Genomic DNA, 16389 nt, shown 5'->3' with positions numbered 1-16389 from the left:
GGTGGTCGCACGTATGTTCGAGTCATGAACAGTGATGTGGCCGGCGGTCGGGACGCGGTGCAACACGCACTGTCCGACCGTGCCGCGTCGGTCAAGGCGCTGCTGGACGCCGATTTCACGATGTTCGACACCGCGGAGTTGCTGGGATTGTTGTCCGAGCGGGAGCAGCAGGCCCGCGCCGATACCGCGGTGGATCACCGGATCCTGGCCGCGCTGATGGACCGGGCCACCGCGCATGAGATCGGCGGGAAAACCTGGACCGATGTGCTGGCCACCCGCGACCGCCTCAGCGCCACCGAAGCCGGACGGCGCATCGCCGCGGCCCGCGACCTCGGGCCCCGGCACACCATGACCGGTGAGGTCCTGGAACCGGTGCTGGTGGCGTGCGCGGCAGCGCTGGCCGCCGGCATGATCACCACCGGGCATATCGCGATCATCCGGACCACGCTGAACAAGGCCTCGGCTCGCCTGGACGCCACCGCGCGCGGGCAGCTGGAAGCCACGTTGGTGGACATCGCCGCCATCAATACCCCTGAAACGTTGCAGAAGGCCGCCGATCACGCGCTGGGTCTGCTCAACCCTGACGGTGATGGCCCCGACCTGGCGCCTCACCGGCGCGGGCTGAGCATCAGCGCCCAGGACGTCGACGGCATGGCCAAAGTGTCGGGTTGGGTGGATGCGGAGTTCGCCGCCTACCTACGCACCATCCTGGAGGTCTGGGCACGCCCCGGGATCAACAACCCCGACGACGCCGTGCCGCAATACAATCCGGTGCCCAACCCGCTCGAAGACGATCCCGCCGAACCCGACACCGACACCGAACCCGAGTTCGACTTCGAATCCGAGGTTGAGTGCGGGTTCGAGGGTGAGACAGAGACAGAAGCAGAGGTAGAGGCCGGATCAGCAGAGGCCGAGCCGGAGGTTGAGCCCGAACCCGAGACCGAGCCGGAGGTGCCCGGGGATGCCGGGCCACCGGTGACATGGGACCTCGACGAATTTCTGCGCGACCCGCGCACTCAGTCCCAACGCAACCACGACGCCATCAAGGCCGTCCTACGCGACACCCTGGCCTCCAAACGCCTCGGTCAGCACAACGGGCTGCCCGTCTCCGTGGTCGTCTCCACCACCCTCAAAGAACTCGAAGCCGCTGCCGGGATCGCGGTCACCGGAGCGGGCACCCTGATGCCCATGCGTGATCTGATCCGGCTGGCCGAACACGCCCACCACTACCTGATCGTCTACCGGCACCACACCGCCGAACCGCTCTACATGGGCCGCTCCAAACGCTTGGCCACCAAAGCCCAACGCCTGCTGCTCTACCACCGCGACCGCGGCTGCACCCGGCCCGGCTGCACCCAAGCAGCATGCCGCTGCCAGGCCCACCACGCCAACCCCAGCTGGAACAACGGCGGACTCACCGACGCACCCGACCTCGGGCTGGGCTGCGGACCGGACAACCTGCTCGCCGAACTGGGCTGGACCAACACCATCGACCCCGTCACCGGCCGCGTGCACTGGCACCCACCACCACTGATGAACACCGGCGGCGACACCCTCAACCACCACTTCCACCCCGAAGAACTCCTCCCACCAACCGATTCCGACGAGGATGGCTGAGCTCTTGATGCGTCGAGCTCGGCGGTGACTAGCGAGGGCTGTCGGTCACCGAATGGAGAATGAACCGATCCACCTCTTGCGCAGGCAGATAGGGGCTTGACCGCAGGACCACCGTGCGCTGCAGAAAACGCTCGTCGGTCTCGTCGAGCGTGCGCACACCGGTAGCCATGTCGGTGACGCAGAACCCGTCCACCGAGATGGCGAGGTTGTCGAACGCCGCCTCCGTACCGGCGTAGCGTCCGGGGCGTGCATTGAGCCGCTCCAGCAGCGCCAGTGGCTCCAGCTCGCGCAGCGCGAATATGTCCTTGCCATCGACAAACAGTGGGCGCTGCAATATGGCCGGCATGATCTCGACAAGTCGGTCGGCCCGGTAACTCAGAACGAGGCCGGGGTTGCCACGGGTTTCGGTCACACTGTCAGCGGTAGGGGCGTTGTCCTCGTACGCCGCGATGAAGTCGCGTTTTTCGTCCTCGCTCATTGCGTCGCCGAACGCCTCCAGGGTGTCGCGCAGAATGTCGTCGGGGACAAGGTCATTCATTCGCCCGGTAATGACGCCGTACGTATCGGACAGCGCGTCCACCTGCGCCCCCGACATGCCGAATTCGAGTTTTCCGAGTCCCTTGCCGGGAAAGACGGTCCAGTCCGCTTCTGCCGCCTTGCGCCCTGGCACCCCTAAACGCCCAGTGCCTGATACGTGCGCCGGACGAATTTCGGTTGTGCCATCCGCAGTTTGGCCATCGACGTGTTCCCGGCGACCTGCGCGATGTCGGCGGTCAGGTCCGGATAGTTCTGGATCAGATACAGCACGATGACGTCATTGGCCGGGTCGGCCTGCCACCAGGTGCCGAAGGCGCCGGGCCAGCCGAACGTACCGAGACCGCCCGGACCGAAGAACCGTTCGGACTGGGAGGGATCGGTGACCACCGACATGCTCAGACCGAAACCACGGCCGATCCAGAACGGCACCCCCAGGAAGTTCTGATCCTTCTGCTCGGCGGTCAGCCGGTCGGTGCGCATCAGCCGCACCGACTCCGGGGACAACACCCGCACCCCGTCCACCGTGCCCTCGCCCAGCAGCATCCGGGCGAACGTCAGATAGTCGTCGGCCGTCGACATCAAACCCGCACCGCCGGCACAGAATTCGGGAGGCGTCAACGCCGGGGGGCCCATCACGTCATCTTTCAACGTCTCGTCCGCGCCAAGCCCGTACATGGTGGCCATTCGGCGTCGCTGTGCCAGGCTGAGTGCAAAACCGGTGTCGGACATGCCCAGTGGCTCGAAGATGCGCTCGGCGAGCAGTTGGTGCAGCGGCTTGCCCGCGATCCGGGAGATCGCGATACCCAGCACATCGGTGCCGTGACTGTAGGTGATCCGGGACCCGGGCTGGTGCGCCAGCGGCAACTGGGCCAGTTCGGTGAGCCAGCGCTGCTCGTTCTGCCGGAACGACAGCCTCCCGTAGGCCTTGGCGAGCGGACCGGTGATGGAGAACGGGTAGGCGAAGCCGGCGCGGTGGGTCATCAGATCGTCGAACGTGATGGGACGGCGCAGGCCGGTGGTGTCGTCCAGCGCGCTGCGCGGCTCGATCAGTACCCGCAGCTCGGCGATCTCCGGCAGCCACCGAGCCACCGGGTCGTCGAGCCCGAACAGTCCCTCTTCGGCCAGTGTCATCGCCGCCGCCACGGTGACCGGTTTGCTCATCGAGGCGATGCGGAAGATCGTGTCACGCTGCATCGGCAGCCGGGCCTCGATATCGCGGTGGCCCAGCTCGTTGACCTGCACCACCTGCCCGGCATGCCAGACCATGGTGACGGCGCCGGCCAGCAGGCCTCCGTCGATGGCCTCGGAGATGGAGGCGCGATTGTTGTCGAGGTTCACCCTGCTAAAGTAACCGGCAGTTCGACGTCCTTTAACGATCCGTCCCGAGAGGCGGAGAAGGAGGTCCGGGTTTACTCGTGGCTGCCGCAAACCCTGACAGTCCCGACCGGGAATTGATGTCCGCCGCCGATGTGAGCCGGACGATCTCGCGCATCGCGCACCAGATCATCGAGAAGACCGCGCTCGACGCGCCGGATGCCCCGCGCGTCGTGTTGTTGGGCATCCCCACCCGCGGTGTGACGTTGGCGGCCAGGCTCGCCGAGAAGGTCAAGGAATTCGCCGATATCGCGCTGCCGCACGGCGCGCTGGACATCACGCTCTACCGCGACGACCTGAACTCCAAACCACCGCGGCCGCTGGAGTCGACCTCCATCCCGGCCGGCGGTATCGACGGAGCCCTGGTGATCCTCGTCGACGACGTGCTCTATTCCGGGCGTTCGGTGCGCTCGGCGCTGGATGCGCTGCGTGATATCGGGCGGCCCCGCATCGTGCAGTTGGCGGTGCTGGTCGACCGCGGCCACCGGGAGTTGCCGGTCCGCGCCGACTATGTCGGCAAGAACGTGCCCACCTCGCGCGCCGAGAACGTCAAGGTGCGCCTGCAGGAGCCCGACGGATATGACGGAGTCAAGATCGCGCCCAGAGGGGGACCCCTGCGGTGATGAGCGCTTGCGCGAAGAACGGACGAACGCGGTGAAACATCTGTTGGCGGCAGCCGACCTGTCGCGCGATGAGGCGGTCGCCCTGCTCGATGACGCCGACCGCTTCCGCGAGGCGCTGCTCGGGCGTGAGGTCAAGAAGTTGCCGACCCTGCGCGGTCGCACCATCATCACCATGTTCTACGAGAACTCCACCCGGACCCGGGTGTCGTTCGAGGTCGCGGGTAAGTGGATGAGTGCCGACGTCATCAACGTCAGCGCTTCGGGCTCATCGGTGGTCAAGGGCGAATCGCTGCGCGACACCGCGCTGACCCTGCGGGCCGCCGGAGCCGACGCGCTGATCATTCGGCACCCGGCTTCCGGTGCGGCCCAACAACTCTCCGAGTGGACGCGGGAGGACGGCGCTGTTCCGGGGACAAGCGGGGGACCGAGCGTCATCAATGCCGGCGACGGCACCCACGAGCACCCCACCCAGGCGCTGCTCGACGCGCTGACACTGCGCCAGCGTCTCGGCTCCATCGAGGGCAGGCGCGTGGTGATCGTCGGCGACGTGCTGCACAGCCGGGTGGCGCGTTCCAATGTCGAACTGCTCGCCACACTGGGCGCCGAGGTGGTGCTGGTCGCCCCGCCCACCCTGCTGCCGGTCGGCGTGGCCGGATGGCCGGTGACGGTGTCCCACGATCTGGACGCCGAACTGCCCGCCGCGGACGCGGTGCTGATGCTCCGGGTGCAGGCCGAACGGATGAACGGCGGTTTCTTTCCGTCGGCGCGGGAGTACTCGGTGCTCTACGGACTTTCGGAGAAGCGGCAGGCCAAGCTCGCCGAGCACGCGGTGGTGCTGCACCCGGGCCCGATGCTGCGCGGTATGGAGATCGCGTACTCGGTGGCGGATTCATCACAATCAGCGGTGCTGCAACAGGTTTCCAACGGAGTTCACGTACGGATGGCGGTGCTGTTCCACCTGCTGGTCGGCGCCGGGTCCGGAGAGGTTGCGGTGACGGCATGACGGTCCTGATCAAGGGCGTACGGCTCTACGGTGAGGGCGATCCCGTCGATGTGCGTATCGCCGACGGCCAGATCGCCGAGATCGGCTCCGCTATCGAGTCCGGGAATGCCGAGGTCATCGATGCGGTCGGCCAGATCCTGCTGCCCGGTTTCGTCGATCTGCACACCCACCTGCGCGAACCGGGCCGCGAGTACGCCGAGGACATCGAAACCGGCTCGGCGGCAGCCGCGCTCGGCGGCTACACCGCGGTGTTCGCGATGGCCAACACCGACCCGGTTGCCGACAGCCCGGTGGTCACCGACCACGTGTGGCACCGCGGCCAGCAGGTCGGCCTGGTCGACGTGCACCCGGTCGGGGCGGTCACCGTGGGTCTGGACGGCAAACAACTCACCGAGATGGGCCTGATGGCCGCCGGCGCGGGTCAGGTCCGGATGTTCTCCGATGACGGCATCTGCGTGCACGACCCGCTCATCATGCGGCGCGCGCTGGAGTACGCCGGCGGACTCGGCGTGCTCATCGCCCAGCACGCCGAAGAACCGCGGCTCACCGTCGGTGCCGTCGCTCACGAAGGGCCCAACGCCGCCAAACTCGGCCTGGCCGGCTGGCCGCGTTCGGCCGAGGAATCCATCGTCGCGCGCGACGCGATCCTGGCCCGCGATGCCGGTGCCCGGGTACACATCTGCCACGCGTCCACGGCCGGCACTGTCGAGCTGCTGAAATGGGCAAAGGCGCAAGGCATTTCGATCACCGCGGAGGTCACACCGCACCACCTGCTGCTCGACGATGCCCGGCTGAGCAGCTACGACGGTCGCAACCGCGTCAACCCGCCGCTGCGCGAGGCCAGCGATGTCGAGGCGCTGCGGCGCGCGCTCGCCGAGGGCGTCATCGATTGTGTCGCCACCGATCACGCGCCGCACGCCGAGCAGGAGAAGTGCTGCGAGTTCGCCAACGCGCGTCCGGGCATGCTGGGGCTGGAGACCGCTCTGTCGGTGGTCGTCGCCACCATGGTGAATCCCGGTCTGCTGACCTGGCGCGATGTCGCCAGGGTGATGAGCGAGGCTCCGGCAGCGATCGTCGGTCTGCCGGATCAGGGCCGCCCGCTGGAGGTGGGGGAGCCCGCCAATCTCACTGTCGTCGACCCCGAAACCACCTGGACGGTCACCGGATCGAAGCTGGCCAGCCGCTCGGACAACACCCCGTTCGAGTCGATGGAACTGCCGGCGACGGTGACGCTGACCTTGTTGCGGGGCAAGATCACCGCGCGTGGCGGGGTGTCCGCGTCGGAGGGCTGGAGCGCAGCGACCCGGGGAAGCGGCACAGCATGAACGACCAGACCCTGATCGGATCGCTGGTGGTGGCGGCCGTCATCGCTCTGCTGATCGGGTTCTTCGTCCGCAGGCTGGTCACCGGCTGGCGCAACCGGATGGCCCGCCAGGTCGAACTGATCGGCAACCTGCCCCCGCTTCCCGACTCCGTCGGGCCGGTGCTCACCGGACCCACCAAGGGGCTCTACGTCGGCAGTACCATCGCTCCGCACTGGAACGACAAAGTGGCCGCGGCGGCGCTGGGATTCCGTGCCAAGGCGGTGCTGACCCGGTATCCCGAGGGGATCATGGTGCAGCGCACCGGTATCGGACCGATCTGGATCCCCGACGAGTCCATCGTGGCGGTGCGCAGCGAGCGCGCCATCGCCGGCAAGGCGCTGACCTTCGAGGGCATCCTCGCCGTCCGATGGAAACTGCCCTCGGGCATCGAGATCGACACCGGCTTCCGCGCCGATGACCGCGGTGAAATCAGTAAATGGGTCAATGAGGAGGACGTGTGATGGCCAGCGAGAAGCGCGCCCTGTTGGTTCTGGAGGACGGCCGGGTCTTCACCGGTACGCCGTTCGGCGCGATCGGTCAGACCCTCGGTGAGGCGGTGTTCTCCACCGGGATGTCCGGTTACCAGGAGACGCTGACCGATCCGAGCTATCACGGCCAGATCGTGGTGGCCACGGCTCCGCAGATCGGCAACACCGGATGGAACGGTGAGGACGGCGAGAGCCGCGGCGACAAGATCTGGGTAGCTGGATACGCGGTGCGCGACCCCTCGCCGCGAGCCTCGAACTGGCGCGCCACCGGCACCCTCGACGACGAGCTGGTGCGTCAGGGCGTCGTCGGCATCGCGGGCATCGACACCCGCGCCGTGGTGCGGCATCTGCGCACCGCGGGTTCGATGAAGGCCGGGGTGTTCTCCGGGGCCAGCCTGTCCGATGCGGAAGATGTGGCCACCCTCGTGGACCGGGTGCGCAGCCAGCCCTCGATGCTCGGGGCCGATCTGGCCGGCCAGGTCAGCACCGACTCCCGCTACACGGTCGAAGCCGAAGGCCAGCACCGCTTCACGGTCGCCGCCATCGACCTCGGCATCAAGACCAACACGCCGCGCAACTTCGCCCGCCGCGGGGTGCGCAGTCACGTGCTGCCCTCGGCGACCACCTTCGACGAGATCGCCGAACTGAAGCCCGACGGGGTGTTCCTGTCCAACGGGCCCGGTGACCCGGCCACCGCCGACCACATCGTGGCGGTCACCCGGCAGGTGCTCGGCGCCGGAATCCCGTTGTTCGGCATCTGCTTCGGCAACCAGATCCTGGGCCGGGCGCTCGGCCGGTCCACCTACAAGATGACCTTCGGGCACCGCGGTATCAACATCCCGGTGATAGATCACGTCACCGGCAATGTCGCCATCACCGCCCAGAACCACGGGTTCGCGCTGGAAGGCGAGGCCGGCGAGGAGTTCGACACCCCGTTCGGCCGCGGCATCGTCAGCCATACCTGCGCCAACGACGGCACCGTGGAGGGCATCAAACTCGTTGACGGACGTGCCTTCTCGGTGCAATACCACCCCGAGGCGGCCGCCGGCCCGCGCGACGCCGAGTACCTGTTCGACCAGTTCATCGACCTTCTGTCCGGGGAGAGCAAGTAATGCCACGTCGCAGCGATCTCAACCACATCCTGGTGATCGGGTCCGGCCCGATCGTCATCGGCCAGGCCTGTGAGTTCGACTACTCGGGCACCCAGGCCTGCCGCGTGCTGCGTGCCGAGGGCCTGCAGGTCAGCCTGATCAACTCGAACCCGGCGACCATCATGACCGACCCGGAGTACGCCGATCACACCTACGTCGAGCCCATCACCGCGGCGTTCGTGGAGAAGATCTTCGCCCAGCAGGCCGAGCGCGGGAACAAGATCGATGCCGTGCTGGCCACCCTGGGCGGGCAGACCGCACTCAACACCGCGGTGGCCCTGCACGATCAAGGCATCCTGGAGCGCTACGGCGTCGAGATGATCGGCGCCGATTTCGATGCCATCCAGCGCGGCGAGGACCGGCAGAAGTTCAAGGACATCGTCGCCAAGGTCGGTGGTGAGTCGGCGAAGTCACGGGTCTGCTTCACCATGGACGAGGTCCGCGAGACCGTCGCCGAACTCGGACTTCCCGTCGTGGTTCGCCCTTCGTTCACGATGGGTGGGTTGGGCTCGGGCATGGCCTATTCGACCGAGGATGTCGAGCGGATGGCCGGGGACGGCCTGTCGGCCTCACCCACCGCCAACGTGCTCATCGAGGAATCCATCTACGGCTGGAAGGAATTCGAGCTCGAGCTGATGCGCGACCACCACGACAACGTGGTGGTGGTCTGCTCGATCGAGAATTTCGATCCGATGGGCGTGCACACCGGCGACTCGGTGACCGTGGCCCCGGCGATGACGCTGACCGACCGTGAGTACCAGACCATGCGCGATCTCGGCATCGCCATCCTGCGCGAGGTCGGCGTGGACACCGGCGGCTGCAACATCCAGTTCGCCATCAACCCCAAAGACGGGCGTCTCATCGTCATCGAGATGAACCCGCGGGTGTCGCGCTCGTCGGCACTGGCGTCCAAGGCGACCGGTTTCCCGATCGCCAAGATCGCCGCCAAGCTGGCCATCGGCTACACCCTGGACGAGATCGTCAACGACATCACCAAGGAGACCCCGGCCTGTTTCGAGCCGACCCTGGACTATGTCGTGGTCAAGGCTCCCCGGTTCGCCTTCGAGAAGTTCCCCGGCGCCGACCCGACGCTGACCACCACGATGAAATCGGTGGGCGAGGCGATGTCGCTGGGCCGCAACTTCATCGAAGCCCTCGGGAAGGTGATGCGCTCGCTGGAAACCAAGCGTGCCGGCTTCTGGACCCAACCCGACCGCGAGGCCACCCTTGAGGAACTGCTGGCCGATCTGCGCGTCGCCACCGACGGCCGGATCTATGTGATCGAGCAGGCGCTGCGCCTGGGCGGCTCGGTCGAGCAGGTCGCCGACGCCTCCGGGGTGGATCCCTGGTTCGTCGACCAGATCGCCACCCTGGTGACGCTGCGCGGCGAGCTGGTCGACGCGCCCGTGCTGGACGAGACGCTGCTGCGCCACGCCAAGCACAGCGGGTTGTCCGACGGTCAGATCGCGGCACTGCGGCCGGAACTCGCCGGTGAGACCGGGGTGCGGGCGCTGCGCGAGCGGCTCGGCATCCACCCGGTCTACAAGACCGTGGACACCTGCGCCGCGGAGTTCGAGGCCCGCACGCCGTATCACTACAGCAGCTACGAGTTGGACCCCTCCGCCGAGACCGAGGTCGCCCCGCAGACCGAGCGGCCCAAGGTGCTCATCCTGGGATCCGGGCCCAACCGGATCGGGCAGGGCATCGAGTTCGACTACAGCTGCGTGCACGCCGCGACGACGCTGAGCCAGGCCGGCTTCGAGACCATCATGATCAACTGCAACCCCGAGACGGTGTCCACCGATTACGACACCGCCGACCGGTTGTACTTCGAACCGCTGACCTTCGAGGATGTGCTGGAGGTCTATCACGCCGAACAGGCTTCCGGCGCAGGCGGTCCCGGTGTCGTGGGTGTCATCGTTCAGCTGGGCGGGCAGACCCCGCTGGGGCTGGCCGCGCGGCTGGAGAAGGCCGGTGTGCCGATCGTGGGCACCAAGCCCGAGGCCATCGATCTTGCCGAGGACCGTGGCGAGTTCGGTGAGGTGCTGCGCCGGGCCGGGCTGCCCGCACCCCGGTTCGGCACCGCCACCAGTTTCGACCAGGCGCGCAGGATCGCCGCCGATATCGGTTATCCGGTGCTGGTGCGGCCGTCCTATGTGCTCGGCGGACGCGGTATGGAGATCGTCTACGACGAGGAAACCCTGCAGGGGTACATCACCCGGGCCACCGAGCTCTCCCCGGAGCATCCGGTGCTGGTGGACCGGTTCCTCGAGGACGCCATCGAGATCGATGTCGACGCGCTCTGCGACGGTGCCGAGGTCTACATCGGCGGCGTGATGGAACACATCGAGGAGGCCGGTATCCACTCCGGTGACTCGGCGTGCGCGCTGCCGCCGGTCACGCTGGGACGCACCGATATCGAGAAGGTCCGCGAGGCCACCGAGGCGCTGGCGCATGGGATCGGCGTCGTCGGTCTGCTCAATGTGCAGTACGCACTCAAGGACGATGTGCTCTACGTCCTGGAGGCCAATCCGCGGGCCAGTCGCACCGTGCCGTTCGTCTCGAAGGCGACCGCGATCCCACTGGCCAAGGCGTGCGCGCGGGTCATGCTGGGGGCCACCATCGCCCAGCTGCGCGAGGAGGGCGTGCTCGCCGCGCGTGGGGACGGCGCGACGGTCTCCCCGGACGCCCCGATCGCGGTGAAGGAAGCGGTGCTGCCCTTCCACCGGTTCCGCAAGGCCGATGGTTCGCAGGTGGATTCGCTGCTCGGGCCGGAGATGAAGTCCACCGGCGAGGTGATGGGTATCGACCGAGATTTCGGCACCGCCTTCGCCAAGAGCCAGACCGCGGCCTACGGGTCGCTGCCCGCCTCGGGCACGGTGTTCGTCTCGGTGGCCAACCGGGACAAGCGTTCGCTGGTGTTCCCGGTCAAGCGGCTGGCGGATCTCGGTTTCCGGGTACTGGCCACCGAGGGCACCGCGGAGATGCTGCGCCGCAACGGGATTCCCTGCGAAGTGGTGCGCAAGAACTTCGAGGAGCCCGGCGAGGGCAGGCCCGCCCGGTCCGCCGTGGACGCCATCCGCTCGGGCGAGGTCAACATGGTGATCAACACCCCGTACGGCAACTCCGGGCCACGTATCGACGGCTACGAGATCCGTTCGGCTGCCGTGTCGGTGAACATCCCGTGCGTGACGACGGTGCAGGGCGCCTCGGCCGCGGTGCAGGGCATCGAGGCAGGTATCCGTGGCGATATCGGCGTGCGGTCTCTGCAGGAGTTGCACAGCCAGTTGGGGAACGGCCGGCCGTGACGGGCTTCGGGGAGCGCCTGGCCGACGCCGTCGCCGCCAGGGGGCCGTTGTGTCCCGGTATCGACCCGCACCCCGAACTGCTGTCGTCGTGGGGCCTGCCCGTGGATGTCTCGGGGCTGCGCGCGTTCAGTGAGATCTGCGTGCAGGCCTTCGCCGATTTCGCGATCGTCAAGCCGCAGGTGGCCTTTTTCGAGGCCTACGGCTCGGCCGGGTTCGCGGTCCTTGAGCAGACGATCGCGGGGCTGCAGGAGGCCGGCGTGCTGGTGCTTGCCGATGCCAAACGCGGTGATATCGGCTCCACGATGGCCGCCTATGCCCAGGCCTGGGCGGGGGAGTCGACGCTGGCCGCCGATGCGGTCACCGCCTCGCCGTACCTGGGCTTCGAATCGTTGCGACCGCTGCTGGACGTCGCCGCGGCACACGGGCGCGGTGTGTTCGTGCTGGCGGCGACATCGAACCCCGAGGGCGCGAGTGTGCAGCGCGCAACCGTGGACGGGCGTACCGTCGCGCAGTCCATCGTCGACGCCGCCGGCGCCGAGAACCGTTCCACGGCAACCGGTTCCGTGGGAGTGGTGATCGGGGCGACCCTGGAGGTGCTGCCGGATCTGGATGCACTCGATGGCCCGGTGCTGGCGCCCGGGGTGGGCGCCCAGGGCGGGCGTGCCGAGGATCTCGGGCGGCTGGGCAGCCGGGTGCTACCCGCGGTGTCCCGCGAGATCCTGCGCGCCGGGCCCGATATCGGTGCGTTGCGGGCCGCCGCGGCGGTGCTCCGCGACCAGGTCGCCTACCTGGCCTGACGCACCCGGCGCAGCACCAGGAACGTCGCGGTCACCACGACGGCCAGGATCAGTGCGCCGGTGAGGTCACCGCGCTCACGGGTGCGGTAGATGACCTGTTGATACGTCGTGTCGCGCTCGGCCTGGGTGAACACGTAGTCGTGGTCGATCCGTGCGGGTTCGCCGATGAGGTCGGTCCAACTCGTCAGGAAGGTGCCGGCCGTCAGGTAGGGCGCGAGCGCGGTCGGCGCCGTCTGCTCGCCGAGGCGCCCGGCGTAGCGCAATGTCGGCTCGGTGCCGGCGACCGGCACGGCGCTCGGATCCATCCGGTGCTCGGCCAGCACCGACAGCTCCACGGACTGCGGCACGGTGGCCGCCCGCGACAACCGCATCGGGTAGACCACCGTGTCGGAGGCGAAGGACAGCCGCAGCGGCTGCAGCGTGCCGGTCAACGAGCCGGTGCCGTCCGCGGCGAGCTGGATGGCGACGATCTCCCAGCCCTGCTCCACATAGGGCGCCAGGTTGTCGTCCAGCGTGGCCGGCTGCGGGAAACCGTTGTCGCCCAGCCAGGCCGCCAGGGCCGCCGAACTGTCACCGGCCAGCCGGGTCACCTCGAACGGGCCGATGCGCTGGGTGGCGAGCACGCTGACCCCACCCGGCGGGCGGCCGCCCGCACCCTCCGGTGCGCCGGCGGTGCCGTGGGTCAGCCAGCTGAAGGTCGGCCACCAGCTGTCGCGGTACTCGATGCGCGGCGCGGTCAGCGCGGCGAGATCGTCGAACACCGCGTTGTCACCGAGGGTCACCCGGGCCGCCGACGGCACCGGCATCACCCAGGCGGCCCGTTCCGAGCCCCCGCTGACACCGAAGGACATCAGGATGTCCTCGGTGCTGCCATCCCACGCGATCAGCGCCCGTTCGTCGACGACGGTCGCGCCGGCCCGGTCGGGGATGTAGGCCCCGCACCCGCAGGCCCAGGCCGGAGCGGCCAGGCTCGTCAGGGCGCCGGTGAGCAGCAGCGCGAGGACTGCGCAGAACGCCCGGATCACCGCAGACATCCGCGGCATCCTACTCCTCAGTAGCGAATATTTGTTTAGCTGACCTAGATGTACGTGGGGACCGGTCCGAGGCCCGGCTCCCGGAGCGGCCGACGACACGCCCGACACGCCATGACCAGCGAAAATTTCTCATTCGACCGCCAGGATTCGGGATTCAGCGAACTTGCAGCAGGTCGGCGGAAACCCCCGCCGACCTGCTGGAGTGCTGAAAACCCTTGATATGCAGGGAGATCAGAAATCCAGGTGGCGCGCACGTGGCGGACACGCCGGAAACCGGCATTGCGTGCGCATGCCGTACACGCTGGCCTTTTGACGCCGTAACCCGGGGGTGGGGTTAGCTTTCGTCAGGATGCGTGGGTACGGTCGTCGTCGCTGGCTGGTTACGTGATCCAGCCGTGATGAAACAACAGATGGCAAGAGACGGAGGAACCCCGTGGCCCTTCCCCAGTTGACCGACGAACAGCGCGCGGCAGCGTTGGAGAAGGCTGCTGCCGCACGTCGAGCGCGAGCCGAGCTCAAAGATCGGCTGAAGCGTGGCGGCACCAACCTCAAGCAGGTACTGAAGGACGCCGAGTCCGATGAGGTCTTGGGCAAGATGAAGGTCTCCGCACTTCTGGAGGCCCTGCCCAAGGTCGGCAAGGTCAAGGCGCAGGAGATCATGACCGAACTGGAGATCGCTCCGACCCGCCGCCTGCGCGGCCTCGGCGATCGTCAGCGCAAGGCACTCCTGGAGAAGTTCGACTTCACTGCCGACTAAAACGCAGTACAGACAAGTGAAGACTGGTGGTGGGCCGGGCAAGGCTGCAGTGGTGGTCTTGTCCGGCCCGTCCGCCGTCGGGAAGTCCACAGTGGTGCGCTGTCTGCGCGACCGGATTCCCGACCTGCATTTCAGCGTGTCCGTGACGACACGTGCGCCGCGACCCGGTGAGGTCGACGGCGTGGACTACACCTTCGTCTCCGCCGAGCAGTTCCAGCGGATGATCGATGAGGGTGAACTCCTCGAATGGGCCGATATCCACGGCGGTCTGCACCGCTCCGGCACCCCGGCAGCACCCGTGCGCTCCGCCACCCGCGATGGCGTCCCGGTCCTGATCGAGGTCGATCTGGCCGGCGCCCGCGCCGTGAAAGCCGCCATGCCCGAGGTCACGACGGTGTTCCTCGCCCCGCCCAGTTGGGCGGTGCTGGAGGAGCGACTGATCGGCCGCGGGACCGAGAGCCCGGAGGTCCAGGCCCGGCGACTGGGCACCGCGCGCGAGGAAATGGCCGCCCAAGGCGACTTCGATGTCGTGGTGGTCAACACTCAATTGGAGTCGGCGTGCGCAGAATTGGTATCCTTGCTGGTGGCCCGTTAGCCGGTTCGATCCGACAGCCGCCTCAACCTCATCAACAGCAACATCTCTAACACCGAATCTTGATTACAGCCCTGGGAGAATTTTGTGAGCACGCCTGTCGAGAACCTTGACGCCGCCAACGCCTATGACACGCCGCTGGGCATCACCAACCCGCCCATCGATGAGCTGCTCGACCGCGCATCGAGCAAGTATGCGCTGGTCATCTACGCCGCCAAGCGGGCCCGCCAGATCAACGATTACTACAACCAGCTCGGCGACGGGATCCTGGAGTACGTCGGCCCGCTGGTCGAGCCGGGGCTGCAGGAGAAGCCGTTGTCGATCGCGATGCGCGAGATCCACGCCGATCTGCTTGAGCATTCCGAGGGCGATCACTCAGCCTGACCTGTGAGGCTCGCGGCCGAAGGGCGGATATGACCGACCGGAAACGGATCATCGTCGGTGTGGCCGGGGGCATCGCCGCCTACAAGGCGTGCACGGTCGTCCGTCAACTCACCGAGGCGGGCCATGAGGTTCGGGTCATCCCGACCGAATCGGCGCTGAAGTTCGTCGGCGCCGCGACCTTCGAAGCACTGTCCGGGCACCGGGTGCAGACCGGCGTGTTCGAGAACGTCGACGAGGTGCCTCATGTCCGGCTCGGCCAGGAGGCCGATCTGGTGGTGGTGGCGCCCGCGACCGCGGACCTGCTGGCGCGTGCCGTCGCCGGCCGCGCCGATGATCTGCTCACCGCGACCCTGCTGACCGCCCGCTGTCCGGTGCTGTTCGCACCCGCCATGCACACCGAGATGTGGTTCCACCCGGCCACCGTCGAGAATGTCGCCACGCTGCGGCGTCGCGGTGCGGTCGTGCTGGAACCGGCGTCCGGACGTCTCACCGGCGCCGACACCGGTCCGGGCCGGCTGCCCGAGGCCGAGGAGATCACCACCCTGGCCCGACTGCTGCTGGAGCGCGGCGATGCGCTGCCCTATGACATGGCCGGGGTCAAGGTTCTGGTCACCGCGGGCGGCACCCGCGAGCCGCTGGACCCGGTGCGCTTCATCGGCAACCGGAGTTCGGGCAAGCAGGGCTATGCGGTCGCGCGGGTGATGGCCCAGCGCGGCGCCGAGGTCACCCTCATCGCCGGAAACACCGCCGGGCTCATCGACCCGGCCGGGGTGAACGTGGTGCACATCGGCTCGGCCGCTCAACTCGGCGACGCGGTGTCCAAGCACGCGCCCGCGGCCCATGTCCTGGTGATGGCCGCCGCCGTCGCCGATTTCCGGCCCGCCCAGGTGGCCACCGCCAAGATCAAGAAGAGCGCCGACGAGACGGACGCGCCGTCGGTCGAACTCGTCCGCAATGACGATGTGCTGGCCGGCGCGGTCCGCGCCCGTGTCGACGGACAGCTGCCCAACATGCGGGCCATCGTCGGTTTCGCCGCCGAGACCGGCGACGCCAACGGTGACGTGTTGTTCCACGCCAGGGCCAAGTTGAAGCGCAAGGGCTGCGAGTTGCTGGTGGTCAATGCCGTCGGTGAGGGCCGGGCATTCGAGGTCGATCACAACGACGGTTGGATACTGGCCGCCGACGGCACCGAGACCGCACTGGAGCACGGTTCGAAGACTTTGATGGCCAGCCGTATCGTGGACGCGATCGGGGCACTCCTACAGGGGTGACACCGCGTGCAGGTAACTGTTGCGTCATGGGCGTTTACACGGTTGGCTGCCAATGAGCACAATGATGATTCGTCTATCTAATTAATGGA

The 16389-nt window shown here is 67.7% G+C and carries 15 protein-coding genes; 12 read left to right on the top strand and 3 right to left on the bottom strand.

Features of this window, described 5'->3' with window-relative positions; all coding sequences use genetic code 11:
* The first annotated feature begins 24 nt into the window (after positions 1 to 24).
* Complete coding sequence (locus EXE63_RS30980; RefSeq protein WP_168145129.1) at positions 25 to 1617, top strand: HNH endonuclease signature motif containing protein; 1593 nt, start codon at positions 25 to 27, stop codon at positions 1615 to 1617.
* 28 nt (positions 1618 to 1645) lie between these two features.
* Here EXE63_RS30980 and EXE63_RS30975 read toward each other — a convergent pair whose 3' ends face one another.
* Both EXE63_RS30975 and EXE63_RS30970 read right to left on the bottom strand, forming a co-directional pair.
* Positions 1646 to 2287 carry a hypothetical protein gene (locus tag EXE63_RS30975; RefSeq protein WP_168145128.1) on the bottom strand — a complete coding sequence of 214 codons (642 nt, stop codon included), beginning with the start codon at positions 2285 to 2287 and terminating at the stop codon, positions 1646 to 1648.
* A 2-nt stretch (positions 2288 to 2289) separates the two neighbouring features.
* Entirely contained in the window at positions 2290 to 3492 is a 1203-nt protein-coding gene (locus EXE63_RS30970; protein ID WP_168145127.1) for a serine hydrolase domain-containing protein, read from the bottom strand.
* Between the two features lie 116 nt (positions 3493 to 3608).
* Here EXE63_RS30970 and pyrR point away from each other — a divergent pair, with 116 nt between their 5' ends.
* Genes pyrR through pyrF form a run of 7 tightly spaced genes read left to right on the top strand, consistent with a single transcriptional unit; the run spans position 3609 to position 12262 of the window.
* Positions 3609 to 4151, top strand: a complete 543-nt coding sequence (gene pyrR / locus EXE63_RS30965; protein ID WP_168145873.1) for a bifunctional pyr operon transcriptional regulator/uracil phosphoribosyltransferase PyrR — start codon at positions 3609 to 3611, stop codon at positions 4149 to 4151.
* Positions 4152 to 4182: 31 nt separating this feature from the next.
* Positions 4183 to 5154 carry an aspartate carbamoyltransferase catalytic subunit gene (locus EXE63_RS30960; protein ID WP_168145126.1) on the top strand — a complete coding sequence of 324 codons (972 nt, stop codon included), beginning with the start codon at positions 4183 to 4185 and terminating at the stop codon, positions 5152 to 5154.
* Positions 5151 to 6479: a dihydroorotase gene (locus EXE63_RS30955; protein ID WP_168145125.1), complete on the top strand. Its 1329-nt coding sequence runs from the start codon at positions 5151 to 5153 to the stop codon at positions 6477 to 6479. Before EXE63_RS30960 ends, EXE63_RS30955 begins: the two co-directional genes overlap by 4 nt.
* Positions 6476 to 6979 carry a PH-like domain-containing protein gene (locus tag EXE63_RS30950; protein ID WP_168145124.1) on the top strand — a complete coding sequence of 168 codons (504 nt, stop codon included), beginning with the start codon at positions 6476 to 6478 and terminating at the stop codon, positions 6977 to 6979. The genes EXE63_RS30955 and EXE63_RS30950 overlap by 4 nt, the downstream gene beginning before the upstream one ends.
* The gene (gene carA / locus EXE63_RS30945) at positions 6979 to 8118 is read left to right on the top strand and encodes a glutamine-hydrolyzing carbamoyl-phosphate synthase small subunit (RefSeq protein WP_168145123.1); all 1140 of its coding nucleotides are present in this window, start codon (positions 6979 to 6981) and stop codon (positions 8116 to 8118) included. Before EXE63_RS30950 ends, carA begins: the two co-directional genes overlap by 1 nt.
* On the top strand, positions 8118 to 11465 hold the full coding sequence (carB, locus tag EXE63_RS30940; protein ID WP_168145122.1) for a carbamoyl-phosphate synthase large subunit: 3348 nt from the start codon (positions 8118 to 8120) through the stop codon (positions 11463 to 11465). Before carA ends, carB begins: the two co-directional genes overlap by 1 nt.
* Positions 11462 to 12262, top strand: a complete 801-nt coding sequence (pyrF, locus tag EXE63_RS30935) for an orotidine-5'-phosphate decarboxylase (protein ID WP_168145121.1) — start codon at positions 11462 to 11464, stop codon at positions 12260 to 12262. Before carB ends, pyrF begins: the two co-directional genes overlap by 4 nt.
* Here the strand turns inward: pyrF and EXE63_RS30930 are convergent.
* The gene (locus EXE63_RS30930) at positions 12250 to 13296 is read right to left on the bottom strand and encodes a DUF2330 domain-containing protein (RefSeq protein WP_234904337.1); all 1047 of its coding nucleotides are present in this window, start codon (positions 13294 to 13296) and stop codon (positions 12250 to 12252) included. The genes pyrF and EXE63_RS30930 overlap by 13 nt on opposite strands.
* 433 nt (positions 13297 to 13729) lie before the next feature.
* Between EXE63_RS30930 and mihF the strand changes: the two genes are divergently transcribed.
* From mihF to coaBC, 4 genes are all read left to right on the top strand, one after another.
* A complete protein-coding gene (gene mihF, locus EXE63_RS30925; protein ID WP_057165041.1) occupies positions 13730 to 14053 on the top strand; it encodes an integration host factor, actinobacterial type in 324 nt (107 codons plus the stop codon).
* A 16-nt stretch (positions 14054 to 14069) separates the two neighbouring features.
* Complete coding sequence (gene gmk, locus EXE63_RS30920; protein ID WP_168145119.1) at positions 14070 to 14648, top strand: guanylate kinase; 579 nt, start codon at positions 14070 to 14072, stop codon at positions 14646 to 14648.
* A gap of 84 nt (positions 14649 to 14732) precedes the next feature.
* A complete protein-coding gene (gene rpoZ, locus EXE63_RS30915; RefSeq protein WP_105362366.1) occupies positions 14733 to 15029 on the top strand; it encodes a DNA-directed RNA polymerase subunit omega in 297 nt (98 codons plus the stop codon).
* Between the two features lie 29 nt (positions 15030 to 15058).
* Positions 15059 to 16300: a bifunctional phosphopantothenoylcysteine decarboxylase/phosphopantothenate--cysteine ligase CoaBC gene (gene coaBC, locus EXE63_RS30910; RefSeq protein ID WP_168145118.1), complete on the top strand. Its 1242-nt coding sequence runs from the start codon at positions 15059 to 15061 to the stop codon at positions 16298 to 16300.
* The last annotated feature ends 89 nt before the right edge of the window (positions 16301 to 16389 follow it).

This window comes from Mycolicibacterium frederiksbergense (genome assembly GCF_012223425.1).
Lineage (GTDB): Bacteria > Actinomycetota > Actinomycetes > Mycobacteriales > Mycobacteriaceae > Mycobacterium > Mycobacterium frederiksbergense.
The sequence above is the reverse complement of the archived record's forward strand: the minus strand, read 5'-3'. Positions and strand labels throughout refer to the sequence as shown.